Below are 18,137 nucleotides of genomic sequence, written 5' to 3'. Positions count from 1 at the left end.
CGTACTTACTAAAAGTAAGTTTAGGTGGTAGCGTAATAAAACACAAGACCAACACTGAGGAGTTCACCATGATTGCTATCACTGGCGCAACAGGCCAACTGGGCCAACACGTTATTGAAAACCTGCTAAAAACGACGCCCGCCAGCCACCTCGTTGCGATCGTCCGTAACCCGAAAAAAGCCGTCCCGCTCAGTCAGCGCGGGATCGCCGTTCGCCAGGCGGATTACGCTAACGAAGCCGCGCTGACCACCGCCTTACAGGGCGTTGATAAACTGCTGCTTATATCATCCAGCGAAGTGGGACAACGCACCGCGCAGCACCGCAACGTTATTCAGGCCGCCATTGCCGCGAAGGTGAAATTCATCGCCTATACCAGCCTGCTACATGCGGATAAATCGCCGCTGGCGCTCGCCGATGAACATATTGAAACGGAAAAAATGCTGGCTGAGTCAGGTATTCCTCACACGCTATTACGTAACGGCTGGTATACGGAAAACTACCTGGCGAGCGTCCCTGCCGCGCTGAAACATGGCGTCTTTATTGGCGCGGCGGGAGAAGGGAAAATCGCCTCCGCAATGCGCGCTGACTATGCCGCCGCCGCCGCGCGCGTCATCTGTGAAGAGGGTCACGCCGGGAATGTCTACGAGCTGGCGGGTGATGACGCCTGGACATTACGCCAGTTGGCGGATGAACTTACTCATCAGAGCGGAAAAAAAATCGTCTACCAGAACCTGAGCGAAGTCGATTTTGCCGCCGCGCTGAAAGGCGCAGGCCTGCCTGACGGACTGGCGGATATGTTGGCCAATTCTGACGCTGGAGCGGCAAAAGGCGGCCTGTTTGATGACAGCCATACGCTGCGTAAACTCATCGGTCGCCCGACGACGACGCTCACAGAAAGCCTTCGCTTCGTACTGTAAGTGTTAAAATTTAGTTAATTTATGTAGCATCCTCATAGACCTTCTCTGATAATGACGGAACGGTTTATGAGGAGAATCTGATGATTAGCGGCGTGCTATACGCCCTGCTGGCAGGGCTAATGTGGGGATTGATTTTCGTCGGCCCGTTAATCGTGCCGGATTACCCGGCCCTCTTACAGTCAATGGGACGCTATCTGGCGCTGGGGCTGATTGCCCTGCCAATTGCCTGGTTAGGCCGCACACGGTTACGCCAGTTGACGCGCAAAGACTGGTCCACCGCCCTGTCGCTGACTCTGATGGGCAATGTAATCTATTACGCCTGCCTCGCCAGCGCCATTCAGCGAACCGGCGCGCCGGTGTCGACGATGATCATCGGGACATTGCCAGTCGTCATTCCGCTTTTCGCTAACGTTCTCTATAGCCAACGAGACGGCAGATTATCCTGGCGGCGTTTAGCGCCCGCGCTGGCGCTTATCGGTTTTGGCCTGCTGTGCGTCAATATTGCTGAACTTAGCCAGGGATTGTCCGATGTTAGCGGCTGGCGCTATGGTTCAGGCATTGTGCTGGCGCTGATTTCCGTAGCGTGCTGGGCATGGTATGCGCTGCGCAACGCCCGCTGGCTGCGGGAAAATCCCGACAAACATCCCATGATGTGGGCAACGGCGCAGGCGCTGGTTACGCTGCCGGTCTCGTTAATCGGCTATGCGGCGGTCTGTCTGTGGCTGAGTATCCAGAAACCGCTGTTTACCCTGCCCTTTGGCCCGCATCCCGCGCTGTTTATCGGTCTGATGATCGCCATCGCGGTGCTGTGTTCCTGGGTGGGCGCGCTGTGCTGGAATATCGCCAGCCAAAAATTGCCAACCGTTATTTTAGGGCCGCTGATTGTTTTTGAGACGCTGGCGGGACTGCTCTATACCTTCATTCTGCGCCAGGAAATCCCGCCATTCCTGACGTTAAGCGGCATTGCGCTCCTGGTGGCGGGCGTGGTCATTGCCGTGAGAGCGAAACCGGAAAAAGCGACCGTCGTTCCGGTCACGGAACGCTAATTTCATACTCGCTTAAATTATACGCACCCCGAAAGAGTTATAGCCTCGCCTTAAAGATGCATTTAAAATACAACTTATATTATTGCAAATGAGGTAACGGCTATGGCTTATCGCGATCAACCTTTAGGCGAACTGGCGCTCTCTATTCCCCGCGCATCGGCGCTGTTTCGCCAGTACGATATGGATTACTGCTGCGGCGGAAAACAGACGCTGGCGCGCGCCGCCGCGCGTCACGACGTCGATATTGACATCATTGAAGCGCAACTGGCGCAATTGGCTGAACAGCCCATCGAAAAAGACTGGCGCGCCGTTCCGCTGGCGGACATTATTGACCATATCGTTGTGCGCTATCATGACCGACATCGCGAACAACTGCCGGAGCTTATCCTGCAGGCAACCAAAGTGGAACGCGTTCACGCGGATAAGCCAAACGTCCCACGCGGCCTGACAAAATATCTCACCGCGCTGCATGAAGAGCTTTCCAGCCATATGATGAAAGAAGAACAGATCCTGTTCCCCATGATCAAACAGGGTATGGGTCGCCAGGCAACGGGCCCGATAAGCGTAATGGAAAGCGAGCATGACGAGGCGGGAGAGCTGGTAGACGTCATCAAACACGTCACCCAAAATGTAACGCCGCCGCCAGAAGCGTGTACCACCTGGAAAGCGATGTATAACGGCATTAATGAGATGATTGATGATCTGATGGAGCACATCAGCCTGGAGAATAACGTGCTGTTCCCACGCGCGCTGGCCGGGGAATAATCCATCGCCAATAAACGATCCTGAACGTATAGACAGGATCGTTTATTCTGAATCGACTAACGCTTTTTAGCGAGAGGTGAATGCATTATTAATAACCTCATATTTCCCCTCCTCAGTGACCAGATAATAACCGCTCTTGTCGATATGCGCAGTATCCAGCGTCCGCGTGACGTTACGCCGTTGCCCGCTATCCACCAGCGTATCACCGAAGAAATAGAGATAACGATCGTCATGAGCAAAAACATCAGAAAATGAACCATCGGGATTTTTAAACCACACCAATGGTCCAATAGGGTCGATAATCTGCACGCCCCCATCGCCGATAAAATAGATCTGTTTACCCACCAAATTAGCGCCAGCTTTCAGCTGTACCTGCGGATCAGGCAAGCGGGTGATGGTTAATACCCTGTCGACCGGAGAGACATACTTCGCCTGGTACAATAGATCTTTGTACTGTGCTACCGTCCAATTGTAATGAATGGGATGGAAATATTCTGGATCAACATTGGGAATAGTCGCTATTCGGCAGTCATCGCCTCGGCGCGATGCCTCTCGCGTCATCCATGTCACCTTATCCCGCTGTACATTAAACGTATTGAGACAGTCTTTGCCGAAGTAATAGCGTTTTACGCCTGCTTTATCGCGATAGAGTAACTGCACGCCAGCGACCCAGCGCACAACATGAAAAGAGTTCGGATCGGCATCAATTGCCACACCATTAACAAAAACCTGCGTGGCGGTACGTAGAATAGTGTCCCACGGGCCAGGATTAGATGTAGTATCGCAGCTGGTCGGCGAAAACAGAATATTACGCTGCTCCCAGGATTTAACGCCCAGAATGGAATATCCCTGCGCACTAGCCAGCCAGCGTCCCTGAAAGTAGAGGTTGCGCCTGTCTTTAAGCACATCGCCGGAGTCGCTTAATTTGATATTGCCGCCGACCTGCTGCAACGAATCTATATCGACCCTTTTTTCACCATGATTATCATCTGTGCGCTCGCCGTCGAAGTAAAGACTATCTTTATCAGCGGCAAAGCGTCCATACGCCCGAAAAGTCGCTGCATCCACTGGCGGCTTACCCGGTGGATTTTGTACGATTTTCCCAGCCCATAAAATATGCTGGCCGTCGGTTAGCCAATAAAACTGCCAGAAATCATTTTTTATTAGCGATGAAAAAGCGGCGACATGAACAAAATCATTACTCATTTTTCCACGGTCATTATATTCATTAACAATGCGGTCAGGAACGTGCCGTAGTTGACTAAATTTTACCTCTCGAATTTCAATATCTTTAAAATTAATACCATAATCATAATCTTCTTCAACTACATATTTCGTTCCCTGCCCCCACGGCTGATAGTGAAACAAAGCATATGGAATGTCGGAACAGGCCAGAGCTAACACTGGTGCCAGCATTAATAAAATCGATAAACAGAACTGTTTTATTCTCAACATTGCGCCATCCTGCGCTAGTGGTAATCAGAGGGAAGCAAAGAGATAACGTCAGTGGGCGCTGGTGATACCGTCGTCCACTCTGTTAATATCGGGTTATAGCGCTGCCATTGATCACGTGAGATCTGGCGATATAATTGCCCATCCGCGGACAAAGCCAGATGGTAGTAATTATAGGTAACTCTATCTATTTTCAGCGCCGGAAGTTTTTCCTGCGACGTAAAAATGCGCAGTACCCCCTCGCCCAACGCATTCGTGCTCACCTGATAAATACGATCCTTATACCAACCGGTGTTCCCGTTCAGACGAAAAAAATACTCCGGATCGACACCCGGCAGGGTTTCCACCTTACAACTGCTCCCGGCGTTGGTTGCCTCATGCTTCAGCCATGTCACCTCACGCAGGCCAATATTAAAATAGCCGCAGTACCGACTGGAATTATCAATCTCATAGTCATGCTTACCGGTTTTATCACGATAAATTAGTACCTCGCCAGGCATCCAGCGAATGATTTGAAACGTATTAGCATCAGCGGTAATGGGTATGCCGTTCACAATCACCCGTTGCGCCGTCGTCACAATAAACTCCCTTGCCGAAGTGGAATCCAGCCTCAACACGCGAAACCCATCGGCCCGCCCCAGCCAGCGGCCTTCATAATAGAGATTATTTTTATCCCGCAGCAGATTCCAGATTTTCGTCTCTGCCAGAGTCGCCATATCCACACGTTTTTCACCCGCATTGCTATCACGACGTTTACCATCAAAATAGAGACCGTGTTTATCGGCGGCAAAGGCGCCAAAAGACTGAAAGCTGGCAACATCAACGGCAGGCTCATCCCCGGTATTCTGGACGATTTTGCCTGCCCACAGGATAAAGCGCCCATCGCTGAGATAAGCGTGCTGACAAATATGATTGTCGTCGCAGTTATGGCTGTCGGGATTGATTTCTATTAACGGGCGAGGGTCTTGCGGGTGAGATAAATCGGCAATACGCCGTAAATGCGAATAGCTAACGTCAGGCAGTCGGGAGAGAATTTGCGGTTCGTCGTCGGCGGTATAAAAAACGCCGTCCTTATCCTGCTGATACTGAAAATCTGCGAACGCAGGAACGGGCAGCAGCAAAAGCGTAGCGCTTAAAATCCAGCGTCGAATGGTCATAATTACAGTTTGAAATAGGAGATTAATTTGTTACTTAAACCACTTTTTCAACATATTATCCAGCGCGAGCCGCCATTATAGGAATTCATCAAGGCGGCACTTGCCGTCAGCCTGCAATTTACAGCTGCTCTTCCTGGAGAAACGTTTTTCGCGTCTTTGCATCAGCGGACAAACACTCATTTCCTGAGCTTTTCATCTCCATACGCTATCAAATGTGGCGAGAAAAATAGCTCGTTAAGGAGCGGGAAGCGACAAAATGGGGCGTAAAAATGAAGAAAGCGCCCCGGTGGGTACGTTATGCGCATACCCCCTCGCCTAAGCGAGAGGGATAAATCCGTCATTTAGCCAGTTTGTTCTTACGCAGGAACAGCCAGCCCAGACCCAACGCGATAAACCACAGCGGCGTCACGATCAGCGCCTGGCGCGTATCGTCTTCCAGCGTCAGTAATACCAGCACGAACGCAAAGAACGCCATACAGACCCAGCACATCAGCTTACCGAGCGGCATCTTATAGATGGATTTTTCATGCAGGTGGGGACGCTTTTTGCGGTACACCAGGTATGAACACAGAATGATGGTCCAGACAAACATAAACAGGATGGCCGAAACCGTAGTGATCATGGTGAATGCGCCAATCACGCTCGGGTTGACCATCAGCATAACCACGCCGCCCAGCAGGCAGATACAGGAGAAGGTCAGGCCTTTCGCCGGTACCGCGCGTTTCGATAGCTTAGCGAACGCTTTTGGCGCCACGCCTTCTTGCGCCAGGCCAAACAGCATACGGCTGGTCGAGAAGACGCCGCTGTTGGCGGAAGACGCCGCCGAGGTCAGCACAACAAAGTTGATCACGCTCGCGGCGGCAGGCAGACCCACCAGTACAAACAGCTCAACAAACGGGCTCTTATCCGGCACCACGGAACTCCACGGCGTCACCGACATAATGACAATCAGCGCAAAGACGTAGAACATGATGATACGGATCGGTATTGAGTTAATCGCGCGCGGCAGCGATTTTTCCGGATCTTTAGTTTCTGCGGCGGTAGTACCGACTAGCTCAATGCCCACGAAGGCGAACACCGCAATCTGGAAACCGGCAAAGAACCCGCTAATACCTTTCGGGAACCAGCCGCCGTCATTCCACAGATGCGCGAAAGACGCTTCAACGCCTGTCGGCGATTTAAAGTGCATCGCAATCATCACCAGCCCGACCACAATCAACGCTACGATGGCGACGATTTTGACCATAGCAAACCAAAATTCCATTTCACCAAACATTTTAACGGTGGCGAGGTTGAGGCTTAGCAGCAGGATCACTACCGCCAGCGAGGCGACCCAATCGGAAAGGCCGGGAAACCAGAACTGCGCGTAGGCGGTAATCGCCACCACGTCAGCCATACCGGTCACTACCCAGCAAAACCAGTACGTCCAGCCGGTGAAATATCCCGCCCAGGGGCCAAGCAGGTCGGAAGCAAAATCGCTAAACGATTTATATTCCAGATTCGAGAGCAGCAATTCCCCCATGGCGCGCATCACGAAAAAAAGCATAAAACCGATGATCATATACACAAAAATGATCGACGGTCCGGCGAGACTGATCGTTTTACCCGATCCCATAAACAGACCGGTACCAATAGCGCCGCCAATAGCGATAAGCTGTATATGACGGTTTGTAAGATTGCGCCGTAGCGACTGTTCAGCCGGAGCCTGTTCGTCGGCTGCGACTTTTACCTGATCTACCATGTTTTTCTTCCTGTACCTGTCTGTGTTGTGCGGGCTCTACGGCCTTTGGTCTATGATACGACGATCCTGTTATCAGGACTCATCGATATTAGGTAAGAATCGGCGGGATGAATACTCAGATTCAAATACAATGTTAATTTTATGTTTAAAATGAGTGTTATATCACTTTGATAATGCGAATTAGCTCACAAAAATACACGTAACGACGCCATTTGCAAAATAAAATATTGGCATCTGCTGAAGTCAGGGTTGCCGGATAAGGCGTTTACGCCGTCATCCGGCAAACCCGGGGCGCTTACAGAATTTCCAGCAGTTCCACTTCAAACACCAGGGTGCTGAATGGCGGAATAGAGGCCCCGGCCCCACGCTCGCCATAGGCCAGCTCCTGTGGGATAGTCAGTTCCCATTTGGAACCTACCGGCATCAGAGTCAGCGCTTCAATCCAGCCGGCGATCACGCCATTTACCGGGAATTCAGCCGGTTCGCCGCGCGCGACGGAGCTGTCAAATACGGTGCCATCAATAAGCTTACCGGTGTAATGCACGCGTACGCGGTCGGTACGCGCCGGAATCGCGCCTTCGCCCTGCGTCAGAACGCGGAACTGTAAACCAGATTCAGTACTGTTCACACCGTCTTTTTCGCGGTTTTCTTCCAGGTATTTCACGCCTTCGGCCGCCATCGCTTTGAAACGCTCACGACGCACCGCGTCCGCACGCTCATGAATTTCACGCAGCGCACGATGCACCACATCAACAGGAACCGCCGGGTGTTTACCTTCCAGCGCATCAGCAATGCCTGCAACCAGCGCTTCAGGCAACAGCCCTTCAAGACCGGATTCGCTGAGCTGCTGCCCTACCTGCAAACCAATGCCGTAGCTCGCTTGCGCTTCAATAGTGTCAAAAGTCGGGGTGGCCATTATTTTTCCTTCATCGGATATCAAAAAAGTAGCGGGCAGCATAACAGCCACGCTTCTTCTGGTAAAACTTTGTCTCAGGGAGGATGACAAATCGCAGGGAAAAAGAAACAATAGATTATCCGTATTGATGTCACGAAAGCGGATAGCACTACCAGTATCATAGCGTTAGCCATCTATACTCTATGATTAAGGAACGAGATGCGGAGCAGGAGGTAAACCATGCCCGGGCGCTTTGAATTAAAACCAACCCTGGCGAAAATCTGGCACGCGCCGGATAATTTTCGCATCATGGAGCCGCTGCCGCCTATGCATCGTCGTGGCATTATCATTGCCGCTATCGTGCTGGTGATCGGCTTCCTGCTGCCCGCCAGCGAGACCAGCGACTCGCCTGTCGTCACGCGGGAAGCGCAATTGGATCTGCAATCGCAATCACAGCCGCCGACGGAGGCCCAGCTTCAGGCGCAACTGGTCGCGCCGCAAAACGATCCGGATCAGGTGGCGCCCGTTGCGCCGGAACCTATCCAGGAAGGCCAGCCGGAAGAACAAAACCAGCCGCAGACGCAGCCTTTCCAGCAGGATAGCGGCATCGGTCAACAATGGCGCTCGTACCGGGTAGAGCCTGGTAAAACTCTGGCGCAACTGTTCCGTGACCACGGGCTGCCCCCGACAGACGTTTATGCAATGGCGCAGGTAGAAGGCGCTGGCAAACCGCTGAGTAATCTCAAAAATGGTCAAATGATTAAAATTCGCCAGAATGCCAGCGGGGTGGTGACAGGTTTAACGATAGATGGCGATAACGGTCAACAGGTGCTGTTTACGCGTCAGCCTGACGGCAGTTTTATTCGCGCACAGTAACGCCGGCTACGCCTTATCCCGCCTGTACCCTATTCGTTCAGGTGAAGCATTACCGCTTCACCTTATTCACCCACCAAATCCCCGAACACACCAGCACCAGCGCAATCATGTATTTCCACTCCAATATATTCTCGCCGAGAAAAATAGCCGAAAGAGCCGCGCCAGAAACCGGGATCAGAAAGTTAAACGGCGCAATCATCCCCACGCGATTATATTTGAGTAAAATGCTCCATAGCGCAAAAGCGACCGACGAGAGCAGCGTCAGGTAGACTAAAATCGCCACCGACGAGAAGCCATGTATCGTCAGCGTACCGCCAAAAACGTAACCGCCAAAGACCAGTACCAGACCGCCAATCCCCAATTGATAGCCAGTCATGACCATCGGATCGACCGTCTGCGAGAGACGTTTGCCATACAATGTGGCCGCAGAAAGAATAAACGCAGCCAGCACCACGGAGCCTTCTCCCGGCAGATTAAAGCTGAAATCCAGGCCGTTGCTGACGTTCACCACCATGACGCCCGCAAAGCCCAGAATACAGCCGAGCGTTTTGTTGTAGCTCAATCGGTCGTTCTGATAAATAAAGTGCGCCAGCAATACGCTGAAGAATGTGCCTGTCGCGTTCATGATTGAGCCTTTCACGCCGGAGGTGAACGCAAGGCCGATATAGAAAAAGAGATATTGCAGCGACGTCTGGGTCAGCCCCAGTAACGTCAACTGAGCAAACTGGCGCGGACGAAACCGACCAATCGGTTTACGCTGAAGCAGCGCGAACAGTAGCAGCAACCCACCCGCAAATAAAAAACGATAACCAGCAAAAACAATTTTAGAAGGGATATCGTCGGTGGCTATCTGAAAGAGGTCATAACCGCTTTTGATGGCTGGATAAGCGCTGCCCCATAGCAGGCAACAAAATGCGGCACACACATAAACGACGTTTTTGCGGGCAAACGGGGAGGCCTGGCGTTGGGTATCCATTCTTTCACCAAGAAATTAAAATAATGTTTTATTTTTGATTATCGCGAAAAGAGGGGGAGATAGCCAGTCGAAAAGCTATGGGGTTAAAAAAGCAAAACGCCAGCGCTGGGCCGACGTTTTGTTGCTAGCAAAAACGAGAATGACTGATTACTCAGCAACCACGTTGATGATAACTTTTGCGAATACTTCGCTGTGAACCTGGAAGTTCACTTCGTGTTCGCCAGTGGTACGCAGAACGCCGTTCGGCAGACGAACTTCGCTCTTAGCCACGTCAACGCCAGCTGCAGTCACAGCGTCAGCGATGTCGCGAGTACCGATGGAACCGAACAGTTTACCTTCGTCGCCTGCTTTAGACGCGATAGTAACGGTTTCCAGGGCGTTGATTTTCTCTGCGCGTGCATTTGCAGCAGCCAGAACGTCAGCCAGTTTAGCTTCCAGTTCAGCGCGACGTGCTTCGAAGTATTCAACGTTTTTCTTGGTAGCCGGAACAGCTTTACCCTGTGGTACCAAGAAGTTACGAGCATAGCCCGCTTTAACGTTAACCTGATCACCCAGGCTACCCAGGTTTGCTACTTTATCAAGCAGAATAACTTGCATTACCTTATCCTCTCAAAGTCGTATTAATGGACCGTGACCGATTACTGATGGCGATCAGTGTACGGCAGCAGAGACAGGTAGCGAGCGCGTTTGATAGCGCGAGCCAGCTGACGCTGGTATTTTGCACGGGTACCGGTGATACGGCTTGGGACAATCTTACCGCTTTCGGTGATGTAGTTTTTCAGCGTAGCGATATCTTTATAGTCGATCTCTTGAACGCCTTCCGCGGTGAAACGGCAGAACTTGCGACGACGGAAATAACGTGCCATATGGCTAGTCTCCAGAATCTATCAATTCAATCTGCTCGGCATGCAGAACCATTTTGCTCAGACCGTTCTTTGCCTTGTGGCAAGAAATAAACCCCTGAACGGTTATGCGGCTGCCGACCGTTATACTGTGAGTAATGGCCTGGTTTTCGTGTCCGCTAACAATAACGGGCATTTGGCACCACGCCTGCCGGTGAAAGCCGGCTTCCTCTTGCACAGAACGATGCTCAAGCACGAACTGGCAATGCGGAATTCCTGATGGACTGACCTTTCGAAGGGGGGCCCTGCACACGGTGCCGGACAACGCCAGACGGTTGGTCATCAGAAATTACTCTTCAGAATCCCCAGCTTCAGCATCATCTGCGGTTTCGTTAGCGAAATCATCGCGACGCTCACGGCGCTCGTCTTTCGCTTTAACCATCGGAGAAGCTTCGGTAACAGCGTGCTTAGTACGCATAACCATGCTGCGGATAACGGCATCGTTGAAGCGGAAGGTAGTTTCCAGCTCATCGATCACTTCCTGCGGCGCTTCAACGTTCATCAGAACGTAGTGCGCTTTGTGCAGTTTGTTGATCGGGTAAGCCAGCTGACGGCGGCCCCAGTCTTCCAGACGGTGGATCTTGCCTTCTGCGCCAGTGATGGCGGCAGAGTAACGCTCGATCATACCCGGAACCTGTTCGCTCTGGTCAGGATGGACCATAAAAACGATTTCGTAATGACGCATCGAATTGCTCCTTACGGATTATTCAGCCTCCTGTCTGGGTCAGCCGCGGCCCATGGAGGCAAGGAACGTGTTAAAGGTCGGCTGAAAAATGACGCGTTATAATACTGGCGCCTGCGGGCAAACTCAAGGTGATTGTACAATTATTTATCGTGCCGAACGTAACGCCTGTCCCGTCGCATTTTGCTGCTGAGATATTAACGTTATATCGCGCGCCACTATAAACGGCCTGTTGCGGCAGAGAAATTGACACTGTGGGCAGCGCACTTTTTTGCCACACAGGATTTCTTAAACATGGCGGCATACATCAATGGGTTGTTAATCAGGTAAAAAACGACAATGCGATAATTTTTTGAACAACAGCATCAGAAAAGGTCGCCATCTCTGCGGCGGGTTATGGTTAAAATTAAACCAGAAGCGATTCACTAAAGGGGGATATCGCCAACCAGACCGCGCTGCTGAGGAGGTACTCTATGCGAGCCCGGATAATGTTATTTCTGGCTGCGCTTTTGCCTGGCATAACGGCAACGGCAGCCATCGAGTTAAATAATCACCAGGCCAGAAATATGGATGATGTGCGCAGCTTAGGCGTGATCTACATCAACCATAACTTCGCCACGGAAAGTGAAGCCAATCTGGCGCTGAATGAAGAGGCCGACGTGCGAAACGCAATGTATTATCGCGTCATACTTATCCGGGAACCGGGTAGCAACGGCAATATACACGCCAGCGCGAATATTTATCGCTAGCATCAGGAAAACCAACGAAAAAGCCATAGTTGATTTGCCCCCTGAACAGGGGGCTTTTTTCGCGGAAAGATGGCTCCGGAATTAGACCTGTGACATCCCGATAATATTCACATTCCGGAGCTCATACTTCACTTCTGCCCGTAATACGCATTCGGGCCATGCTTACGCATGAAGTGCTTGTTCATCAGATAATCGTCGATGGGATTCAGCGCCGGGTTAATGCCGCGCGCAATCCACGCCATTCGCGCCACTTCCTCCATGACGACCGCGTTATGTACCGCATCGTGCGCATCTTTCCCCCAGGCGAATGGCCCGTGTTGATACACGACAATGCCTGGCGTATGCAGCGGTTCCACCTCGCCCAGCGTTTCGATGATCACCTTACCGGTGTTCAGCTCGTACTCGCCCTGCACTTCTTCTTCGCTTAACGCCCTGGTACAAGGAATATCGCCAAAGAAATAGTCCGCGTGCGTGGTGCCGAGCGCCGGAATAGCCATCCCTGCCTGCGCCCATGCCGTGGCGTGGGTGGAGTGGGTATGAACGACGCCGCCAAGCGACGGATAGCGTTGATATAGCGCCAGATGGGTAGCGGTATCGGAAGAAGGACGATAACCTCCCTCCACCACTTTGCCATCCATATCCACCACCACCATGTCATCTACCTTCATGGTTTCATAGGCGACACCGCTTGGCTTAATCACCACCAATCCGCGTTCGCGATCGATAGCGCTGACGTTGCCCCAGGTAAACGTCACCAGTCCATAACGGGGCAAATCCATGTTAGCGTCAAATACCTGCTGCTTGAGCTTTTGCATTAGGCTGCCTCCACCATGCCTGCTTTGGCCATGCGCGCTTTCACCCAGTCACGCGCTTTCGCTACCTCTGCCGCCGGGTTCTCTGCTGTTTCACTCCACATCTCAATCAGATAGGGCCCGCAATAGCCACTCTGTTTGAGCGTTTCGAAGCAGCGTTCGAAATCGACAACGCCTTCGCCAAACGGCACATTTTTGAACACGCCGGGTTTAGTATCTTTGACGTGTACCGCGACGATATGCCCGATTCCCGCCTGTAGCTCCATCTGTACGTCGTTATCCCAGGCAGACAGATTGCCGATATCCGGATAGAGCTGGAACCACGGGTTATTGAGGTAGTGAGCATAGCCCAGCGCTTTACTGATGGAATTCATCAATGGGTAATCCATGATCTCCATCGCCAGCGTCACCTGGGCGCGGCTGGCCATATCAACGCTCTCTTTTAACCCATCGCGGAAGCGGCAACGCGTTTCGTCGTTGGCCTGCTGATAGTAAACATCGTACCCCGCCAGTTGAATGACGCGAATCCCGACGTCCTGCGCAAACTGAATCGCTTTACGCATAATCTCCAGCCCCTGCGCCCGTACCGCGTCATCTTCGCTACCGAGCGGAAAACGACGATGCGCGCTCAGACACATGGACGGCACGCGCACGCCGGTTTCAGCAACCGCGCTCACCAGCGCCAGGCGCTGCTCGCGACTCCAGTCGAGCCGCGCCAGTCGGGCGTCGGTCTCGTCCACCGACATTTCAACAAAGTCAAAACCCAGCGTTTTCGCCAGCCGCAGGCGTTCCAGCCAGCACTCCCCGGCAGGGAGCGCTTTTTCATAGATGCCGAGCGGAATTTGTTTCGACAGCATAGCCGCTCCTTAGCCCCACAGTTGGGCAATGGAGCGTTTGAACTGCCGTGCGGCTTCTACCGGCGATTCGGCATCGCGAATGCTACGCCCCGCGATAAAGACATGGATCGGAATGCCTTTGAACAGCGGCAGGTCTTCCAGCGCCAGTCCGCCGGTCACGGTCACTTTAAAGCCCATATCGGAGAGCCGTTTAATCGCGGTAATATCCGCCTCGCCCCACGCCACGCCTGCGGCCTGCGCGTCACGGCTGCGGTGATAAACCACTTGCTGAATACCCGCATCACGCCACTGCTGCGCCTGTTCCCAGGTCCAGTAACCGGTCAGCTCGATCTGCACGTCGCCGTTGAACTCTTTCGCCACATCCAGCGCGCCTTTTGCGGTGTTGATATCCGCACAGCAAATCACGGTCACCCAGTCCGCGTTGGCTTCGAAACACATACGGGAGAGGATTTTACCGGCATCGGCAATTTTGGCGTCCGCCAGCACGATTTTGTGTGGGTAAAGCGCTTTCAGATCGCGAACGGCACGCACGCCTTCGCCCACGCACAGAATGGTGCCCACTTCAATAATATCCACCTCTTCGGCAATCAGGCGGGTGGTTTCATAGGCGCTATCCATAGTCTGGTTGTCCAGCGCGACCTGCAACATTGGTAATGACATTTTCAATTCCTTCTTAAGCTGCCGCGTTGGTGCGGTCAATGAGATCCAGGACTTCCTGCGCGGTGCGGCAGGCGCGTAAACGGTCAAAATTAGCTTCGTCTTCAAACAGGTTGACGATCTGCATGATGCCCACTTCCTGGTGAGTGTTGGCATCAACCGCCGCCATGGTGATCAGAATATCGACCGGGTCGTTATCTTCGTGGTTGAACTCCAGCGGCTTTTTCAGGGTCACCAGCGAAAAACCGGTTTTCTTCACCCCTTCTTCCGGGCGGCCATGCGGCATCGCCAGGCCGGGGGCAATCACAAAATAGGGGCCAAACTGCTCAACGCCATCGAGAATGGCCTGGTAATAGCGTGGCTCCACCACGTCGGCAGCCACCAGTAAATCGACGCCGATCTTAACGGCTTCCTGCCAGGTATTCGCTTCAGCCTGCAGGCGGATAGAATTATTCTCCGCCAGTGAATCACGTAATTTCATGTTGCATCCTTACTTCACGTCTTGCGGGAAATGTTCTTTGATCACTTCCAGCAGTTTCGGGCCAAAATCCGCAGGCGACAGCATGTTGCGCACGCCAACCACATATTTGTTGCCCGTCACGCTGATTTCGCCCGCAATATGGGTAGAAGCGATGATGATATCCGCGCCGCTCAACTCGCTTTTGTACTCGCCAACCGCGCAGCTGTTTACCGTGTGGTCAATGTTTGATTGGGTTAAAAACTGGTCCACTTTCATTTTCATGATCATGGAACTGCCCTGTCCGTTGCCACACACAGCCAGAATACGTACGGTCATAATCAAAACTCCTTATTAAGCAGACTGTTCTGCCAGTTGTTTTTCTGCATCTTCTTCTGCGCGCAGTGCGCGGCCAGCGAAGAACATATAAGCCAGTGCAATTACAATGATGACGGCCATAAAGGCGATACCGAGGGAGAAGAAGCCCTGCATCATCGGCGGTGCCAGAATCGACCAGTCCGCCATGCCCATCCAGGCGCTCATACCGGTGAGTTTCACCGCCCAGACGCAACCAAAGATTTCGATCATCCCCATCACCAGACAAATTTTCAGCGCCGCACGCCAGCCGCCGAAGTGGTTAGCGAACACGCCGATAGTGGCGTTAGAGAAGAACATCGGGATAAAGCCAGGAATAATCAGGATCGAGGAGCCGCAGGCAACCAGGATGCCAACCGCAATCAGCTGACCGATGGTGCCCCACATAAAGCCCCAGACCACCGCGTTCGGCGCGAAGCTATAAATAGCGGCGCAGTCAATCGCCAGTACTGCGCCCGGAATCAGACGCTGGGAGATACCGTTAAACGCTTCAGAGAGCTCGGCGACAAACATACGCACGCCCTGAGTAATAATGAAAATCGCCACCGCAAAGGAGAAACCGGTTTGCAGGATATAGATTGTCCAGTGGGTTTTACCCGCCATCGCCTGTACGGTATCGATACCAAAGGAGAGCAGAATGGCACCAAAGAAGATGGTCATTACAATCGCCGTGGAGACGATGTTGTCATGGAAAATGTTCAGCCAGCCCGGCAGTTTGAGGTCTTCAACGCTTTCCTCTTTTTTGCCCAGGAACGGCGCGACTTTATAGGCAATCCAGGAAGCAAACTGCTGCTGGTGACCGATGGAGAAACCGCAGCCGTCCGTCACTTCCTGAGTCGGCTTGTACATCATGTTGGAGGTAATACCCCAGTACAGGGAAACCAGTATCGCCGTGCAGATAATGGTGGTCCACATGGAATAGCCGAAGATATAGAAAGAGACCGCAATCAGCCCCGCCTGCTGGAACATGATGTGCCCGGTCAACATGATGGTGCGAATACCGGTAATGCGTCGCAACAAGACGTAACAAATATTCAGCGCCAGCGCGAGCAACACCGCGTAGCCTACCCAACTATACGCATCACCCATCCGTTCGATCGTTGCCATCATCGAAGCATAGGTATCGGAAATCGCGCCGTTGATGCCGTAGACCTCAGACATTTTCGCCACCACCGGTTTAAAGGTGCTGGTCAGAATGCCGGACCCGGCCTGTAGCAGCATGAAGCCAATGATGGTTTTGATCGTCCCTTTGATGATCACGCTGACGCTTTTACGCAGCAGGATATAGCCCAGGCAGGTCACAATACCCAGTAATAGCGGGGCATTGGTCATTACCTGATTAAAGAAAATGGTAAAGATGTTGTAGAGGATCTCCATAACGATCTCCGGTAGACGAGGTTGCTGAGTCACAGGCGCTCAGGATAATGTCCCTTCACTGTAATTTTCAAAAGTAATCACAACAAGATTGAATTTGATTAAATGTGACGTAGCGCGCAAATAATTAGCGCACTTAATACATGGTTTACTTATAGGTAACTCATTTTTTCATTAAATAAGTAAAATCATAAAGATGTCTACATCCCCATGACGCCAGGCAAGATTAAATTTTCTCCTGACTGCGTTATCTATTCCCCAAAAGTCAAAAAATAGCCCATTGCCTTCTTGAGAAAATAGTGTCAGGATTAATCAAAACAAATCACGTTTTGAACTATTTTGAACAAACATGAAGGTAAATGCGATGAGTAAAGTACAAAGCATCACGCGTGAATCATGGATTCTGAGCACGTTTCCGGAGTGGGGAAGCTGGCTGAACGAAGAGATTGAGCAAGAGCAGGTCGCGCCGGGTACGTTCGCTATGTGGTGGCTGGGCTGTACCGGTATCTGGCTAAAATCTGAAGGCGGCACTAACGTATGCGTCGATTTCTGGTGCGGTACCGGTAAACAGAGCCACGGTAATCCGTTGATGAAAACCGGCCATCAGATGCAGCGTATGGCTGGCGTCAAAAAATTACAGCCTAACCTGCGCACCACGCCGTTTGTTCTCGATCCTTTCGCTATCCGTCAGATTGACGCCGTACTGGCGACCCACGACCATAACGATCACATTGACGTCAATGTCGCGGCTGCCGTAATGCAGAATTGCGCCGATGATGTTCCGTTTATCGGCCCGCAGACCTGCGTGGATTTATGGGTTGGCTGGGGCGTGCCGAAAGAACGCTGCATCGTGGTAAAACCGGGCGATGTCGTGAAAGTGAAAGATATTGAAATTCATGCGCTTGATGCCTTTGACCGCACCGCATTAATCACCCTGCCCGCCGATCAGAAAGCCGCTGGCGTCCTGCCGGACGGCATGGATGTACGCGCGGTTAACTATCTGTTTAAAACGCCGGGCGGCAATCTCTATCACAGCGGCGATTCTCACTATTCCAACTACTACGCGAAACACGGCAACGAACATCAAATTGATGTCGCGCTTGGTTCTTATGGCGAAAACCCGCGCGGTATTACGGACAAAATGACCAGCGCGGATATTTTACGCATGGCGGAATCGCTGAATACCAAAGTGGTGATCCCGTTCCATCACGATATCTGGTCGAACTTCCAGGCCGATCCGCAAGAGATCCGCGTGCTATGGGAAATGAAGAAAGATCGCCTGAAGTATGGTTTTAAACCGTTTATCTGGCAGGTTGGCGGCAAGTTTACCTGGCCGCTGGATAAAGACAATTTCGAATACCACTATCCGCGTGGGTTTGACGATTGCTTTACCATTGAACCCGATCTACCGTTCAAATCCTTCCTGTGAGTCGATATCATGCCGGGA

22 protein-coding genes are annotated in these 18,137 nt (G+C 52.1%); 6 read left to right on the top strand and 16 right to left on the bottom strand.

Going from position 1 to position 18,137, the window contains the following annotated elements; translation table 11 throughout:
- The first annotated feature begins 68 nt into the window (after positions 1-68).
- The 3 genes from ABVM99_RS08695 (at position 69) to ytfE (ending at position 2,728) form a co-directional block, all read left to right on the top strand.
- Entirely contained in the window at positions 69-917 is an 849-nt protein-coding gene (locus ABVM99_RS08695; protein WP_023194690.1) for an SDR family oxidoreductase, read from the top strand.
- 80 nt (positions 918-997) lie between these two features.
- A complete protein-coding gene (locus ABVM99_RS08690) occupies positions 998-1,963 on the top strand; it encodes a DMT family transporter (protein ID WP_000623290.1) in 966 nt (321 codons plus the stop codon).
- A 102-nt stretch (positions 1,964-2,065) separates the two neighbouring features.
- On the top strand, positions 2,066-2,728 hold the full coding sequence (gene ytfE / locus ABVM99_RS08685) for an iron-sulfur cluster repair protein YtfE (RefSeq protein WP_000331471.1): 663 nt from the start codon (positions 2,066-2,068) through the stop codon (positions 2,726-2,728).
- 66 nt (positions 2,729-2,794) lie between these two features.
- Here the strand turns inward: ytfE and ABVM99_RS08680 are convergent, their stop codons facing one another.
- The 4 genes from ABVM99_RS08680 to fklB all read right to left on the bottom strand — a co-directional run bounded on the left by ABVM99_RS08680 (position 2,795) and on the right by fklB (position 7,994).
- The gene (locus ABVM99_RS08680; protein ID WP_023194689.1) at positions 2,795-4,183 is read right to left on the bottom strand and encodes a hypothetical protein; all 1,389 of its coding nucleotides are present in this window, start codon (positions 4,181-4,183) and stop codon (positions 2,795-2,797) included.
- Positions 4,184-4,197: 14 nt separating this feature from the next.
- The gene (locus ABVM99_RS08675; RefSeq protein ID WP_000155543.1) at positions 4,198-5,337 is read right to left on the bottom strand and encodes a DKNYY domain-containing protein; all 1,140 of its coding nucleotides are present in this window, start codon (positions 5,335-5,337) and stop codon (positions 4,198-4,200) included.
- 337 nt (positions 5,338-5,674) lie between these two features.
- Positions 5,675-7,078 (bottom strand): D-serine/D-alanine/glycine transporter, encoded by a 1,404-nt coding sequence (gene cycA / locus ABVM99_RS08670; RefSeq protein WP_000228321.1) that lies wholly within the window; start codon positions 7,076-7,078, stop codon positions 5,675-5,677.
- Between the two features lie 295 nt (positions 7,079-7,373).
- Positions 7,374-7,994, bottom strand: a complete 621-nt coding sequence (gene fklB / locus ABVM99_RS08665) for an FKBP-type peptidyl-prolyl cis-trans isomerase (protein WP_000235161.1) — start codon at positions 7,992-7,994, stop codon at positions 7,374-7,376.
- A gap of 219 nt (positions 7,995-8,213) precedes the next feature.
- Between fklB and ABVM99_RS08660 the strand changes: the two genes are divergently transcribed.
- Positions 8,214-8,849, top strand: coding sequence for an OapA family protein (locus tag ABVM99_RS08660; RefSeq protein WP_001119446.1), 636 nt, complete (start codon positions 8,214-8,216; stop codon positions 8,847-8,849).
- A gap of 49 nt (positions 8,850-8,898) precedes the next feature.
- Here the strand turns inward: ABVM99_RS08660 and ABVM99_RS08655 are convergent, their stop codons facing one another.
- From ABVM99_RS08655 to ABVM99_RS08630, 6 genes are all read right to left on the bottom strand, one after another.
- Entirely contained in the window at positions 8,899-9,825 is a 927-nt protein-coding gene (locus ABVM99_RS08655; RefSeq protein ID WP_000381070.1) for a DMT family transporter, read from the bottom strand.
- Positions 9,826-9,972: 147 nt separating this feature from the next.
- Complete coding sequence (rplI, locus tag ABVM99_RS08650; RefSeq protein ID WP_001196065.1) at positions 9,973-10,422, bottom strand: 50S ribosomal protein L9; 450 nt, start codon at positions 10,420-10,422, stop codon at positions 9,973-9,975.
- Between the two features lie 41 nt (positions 10,423-10,463).
- Entirely contained in the window at positions 10,464-10,691 is a 228-nt protein-coding gene (rpsR, locus tag ABVM99_RS08645) for a 30S ribosomal protein S18 (protein ID WP_000135199.1), read from the bottom strand.
- 4 nt (positions 10,692-10,695) lie between these two features.
- Entirely contained in the window at positions 10,696-11,010 is a 315-nt protein-coding gene (priB, locus tag ABVM99_RS08640; protein ID WP_001519453.1) for a primosomal replication protein N, read from the bottom strand.
- A 6-nt stretch (positions 11,011-11,016) separates the two neighbouring features.
- On the bottom strand, positions 11,017-11,412 hold the full coding sequence (gene rpsF, locus ABVM99_RS08635) for a 30S ribosomal protein S6 (protein ID WP_001216673.1): 396 nt from the start codon (positions 11,410-11,412) through the stop codon (positions 11,017-11,019).
- Positions 11,413-11,482: 70 nt separating this feature from the next.
- The gene (locus tag ABVM99_RS08630) at positions 11,483-11,689 is read right to left on the bottom strand and encodes a hypothetical protein (RefSeq protein WP_024145545.1); all 207 of its coding nucleotides are present in this window, start codon (positions 11,687-11,689) and stop codon (positions 11,483-11,485) included.
- 193 nt (positions 11,690-11,882) lie between these two features.
- Between ABVM99_RS08630 and yjfY the strand changes: the two genes are divergently transcribed.
- Positions 11,883-12,158, top strand: a complete 276-nt coding sequence (yjfY, locus tag ABVM99_RS08625; protein ID WP_023195860.1) for a DUF1471 family protein YjfY — start codon at positions 11,883-11,885, stop codon at positions 12,156-12,158.
- Positions 12,159-12,286: 128 nt separating this feature from the next.
- On the opposite strand, the gene ABVM99_RS08620 is transcribed toward yjfY, so the two are convergent.
- Genes ABVM99_RS08620 through ulaA form a run of 6 tightly spaced genes read right to left on the bottom strand, consistent with a single transcriptional unit; the run spans position 12,287 to position 16,693 of the window.
- Positions 12,287-12,973, bottom strand: coding sequence for an L-ribulose-5-phosphate 4-epimerase (locus ABVM99_RS08620; RefSeq protein WP_001170768.1), 687 nt, complete (start codon positions 12,971-12,973; stop codon positions 12,287-12,289).
- Positions 12,973-13,827 carry an L-ribulose-5-phosphate 3-epimerase UlaE gene (gene ulaE / locus ABVM99_RS08615; protein ID WP_000949529.1) on the bottom strand — a complete coding sequence of 285 codons (855 nt, stop codon included), beginning with the start codon at positions 13,825-13,827 and terminating at the stop codon, positions 12,973-12,975. The genes ABVM99_RS08620 and ulaE overlap by 1 nt, the downstream gene beginning before the upstream one ends.
- A 9-nt stretch (positions 13,828-13,836) precedes the next feature.
- A complete protein-coding gene (ulaD, locus tag ABVM99_RS08610; protein ID WP_000056761.1) occupies positions 13,837-14,487 on the bottom strand; it encodes a 3-keto-L-gulonate-6-phosphate decarboxylase UlaD in 651 nt (216 codons plus the stop codon).
- Positions 14,488-14,500: 13 nt separating this feature from the next.
- Positions 14,501-14,965, bottom strand: a complete 465-nt coding sequence (ulaC, locus tag ABVM99_RS08605) for a PTS ascorbate transporter subunit IIA (protein WP_000776531.1) — start codon at positions 14,963-14,965, stop codon at positions 14,501-14,503.
- Positions 14,966-14,974: 9 nt separating this feature from the next.
- Positions 14,975-15,280 carry a PTS ascorbate transporter subunit IIB gene (gene ulaB, locus ABVM99_RS08600; protein ID WP_000218358.1) on the bottom strand — a complete coding sequence of 102 codons (306 nt, stop codon included), beginning with the start codon at positions 15,278-15,280 and terminating at the stop codon, positions 14,975-14,977.
- Between the two features lie 15 nt (positions 15,281-15,295).
- The gene (gene ulaA / locus ABVM99_RS08595) at positions 15,296-16,693 is read right to left on the bottom strand and encodes a PTS ascorbate transporter subunit IIC (RefSeq protein ID WP_000404873.1); all 1,398 of its coding nucleotides are present in this window, start codon (positions 16,691-16,693) and stop codon (positions 15,296-15,298) included.
- A gap of 361 nt (positions 16,694-17,054) precedes the next feature.
- Between ulaA and ulaG the strand changes: the two genes are divergently transcribed.
- Positions 17,055-18,119, top strand: a complete 1,065-nt coding sequence (gene ulaG, locus ABVM99_RS08590) for an L-ascorbate 6-phosphate lactonase (RefSeq protein WP_000049161.1) — start codon at positions 17,055-17,057, stop codon at positions 18,117-18,119.
- Positions 18,120-18,137: the final 18 nt, after the last annotated feature.

Source organism: Salmonella sp. SJTUF15591, assembly GCF_043356435.1.
In the GTDB taxonomy this organism is placed as follows: Bacteria; Pseudomonadota; Gammaproteobacteria; order Enterobacterales; family Enterobacteriaceae; genus Salmonella; species Salmonella enterica.
This window is presented reverse-complemented; position numbering and strand designations above follow the sequence as displayed.

Coding starts and splice junctions, on each gene's coding strand:
- ABVM99_RS08695 (WP_023194690.1), top strand. CDS start 69: ATGATTGCTATCACTGGCGCAACAGGCCAACTGGGCCAACACGTTATT.
- ABVM99_RS08690 (WP_000623290.1), top strand. CDS start 998: ATGATTAGCGGCGTGCTATACGCCCTGCTGGCAGGGCTAATGTGGGGA.
- ytfE (WP_000331471.1), top strand. CDS start 2,066: ATGGCTTATCGCGATCAACCTTTAGGCGAACTGGCGCTCTCTATTCCC.
- ABVM99_RS08680 (WP_023194689.1), bottom strand. CDS start 4,183: ATGTTGAGAATAAAACAGTTCTGTTTATCGATTTTATTAATGCTGGCA.
- ABVM99_RS08675 (WP_000155543.1), bottom strand. CDS start 5,337: ATGACCATTCGACGCTGGATTTTAAGCGCTACGCTTTTGCTGCTGCCC.
- cycA (WP_000228321.1), bottom strand. CDS start 7,078: ATGGTAGATCAGGTAAAAGTCGCAGCCGACGAACAGGCTCCGGCTGAA.
- fklB (WP_000235161.1), bottom strand. CDS start 7,994: ATGGCCACCCCGACTTTTGACACTATTGAAGCGCAAGCGAGCTACGGC.
- ABVM99_RS08660 (WP_001119446.1), top strand. CDS start 8,214: ATGCCCGGGCGCTTTGAATTAAAACCAACCCTGGCGAAAATCTGGCAC.
- ABVM99_RS08655 (WP_000381070.1), bottom strand. CDS start 9,825: ATGGATACCCAACGCCAGGCCTCCCCGTTTGCCCGCAAAAACGTCGTT.
- rplI (WP_001196065.1), bottom strand. CDS start 10,422: ATGCAAGTTATTCTGCTTGATAAAGTAGCAAACCTGGGTAGCCTGGGT.
- rpsR (WP_000135199.1), bottom strand. CDS start 10,691: ATGGCACGTTATTTCCGTCGTCGCAAGTTCTGCCGTTTCACCGCGGAA.
- priB (WP_001519453.1), bottom strand. CDS start 11,010: ATGACCAACCGTCTGGCGTTGTCCGGCACCGTGTGCAGGGCCCCCCTT.
- rpsF (WP_001216673.1), bottom strand. CDS start 11,412: ATGCGTCATTACGAAATCGTTTTTATGGTCCATCCTGACCAGAGCGAA.
- yjfY (WP_023195860.1), top strand. CDS start 11,883: ATGCGAGCCCGGATAATGTTATTTCTGGCTGCGCTTTTGCCTGGCATA.
- ABVM99_RS08620 (WP_001170768.1), bottom strand. CDS start 12,973: ATGCAAAAGCTCAAGCAGCAGGTATTTGACGCTAACATGGATTTGCCC.
- ulaE (WP_000949529.1), bottom strand. CDS start 13,827: ATGCTGTCGAAACAAATTCCGCTCGGCATCTATGAAAAAGCGCTCCCT.
- ulaD (WP_000056761.1), bottom strand. CDS start 14,487: ATGTCATTACCAATGTTGCAGGTCGCGCTGGACAACCAGACTATGGAT.
- ulaC (WP_000776531.1), bottom strand. CDS start 14,965: ATGAAATTACGTGATTCACTGGCGGAGAATAATTCTATCCGCCTGCAG.
- ulaB (WP_000218358.1), bottom strand. CDS start 15,280: ATGACCGTACGTATTCTGGCTGTGTGTGGCAACGGACAGGGCAGTTCC.
- ulaA (WP_000404873.1), bottom strand. CDS start 16,693: ATGGAGATCCTCTACAACATCTTTACCATTTTCTTTAATCAGGTAATG.
- ulaG (WP_000049161.1), top strand. CDS start 17,055: ATGAGTAAAGTACAAAGCATCACGCGTGAATCATGGATTCTGAGCACG.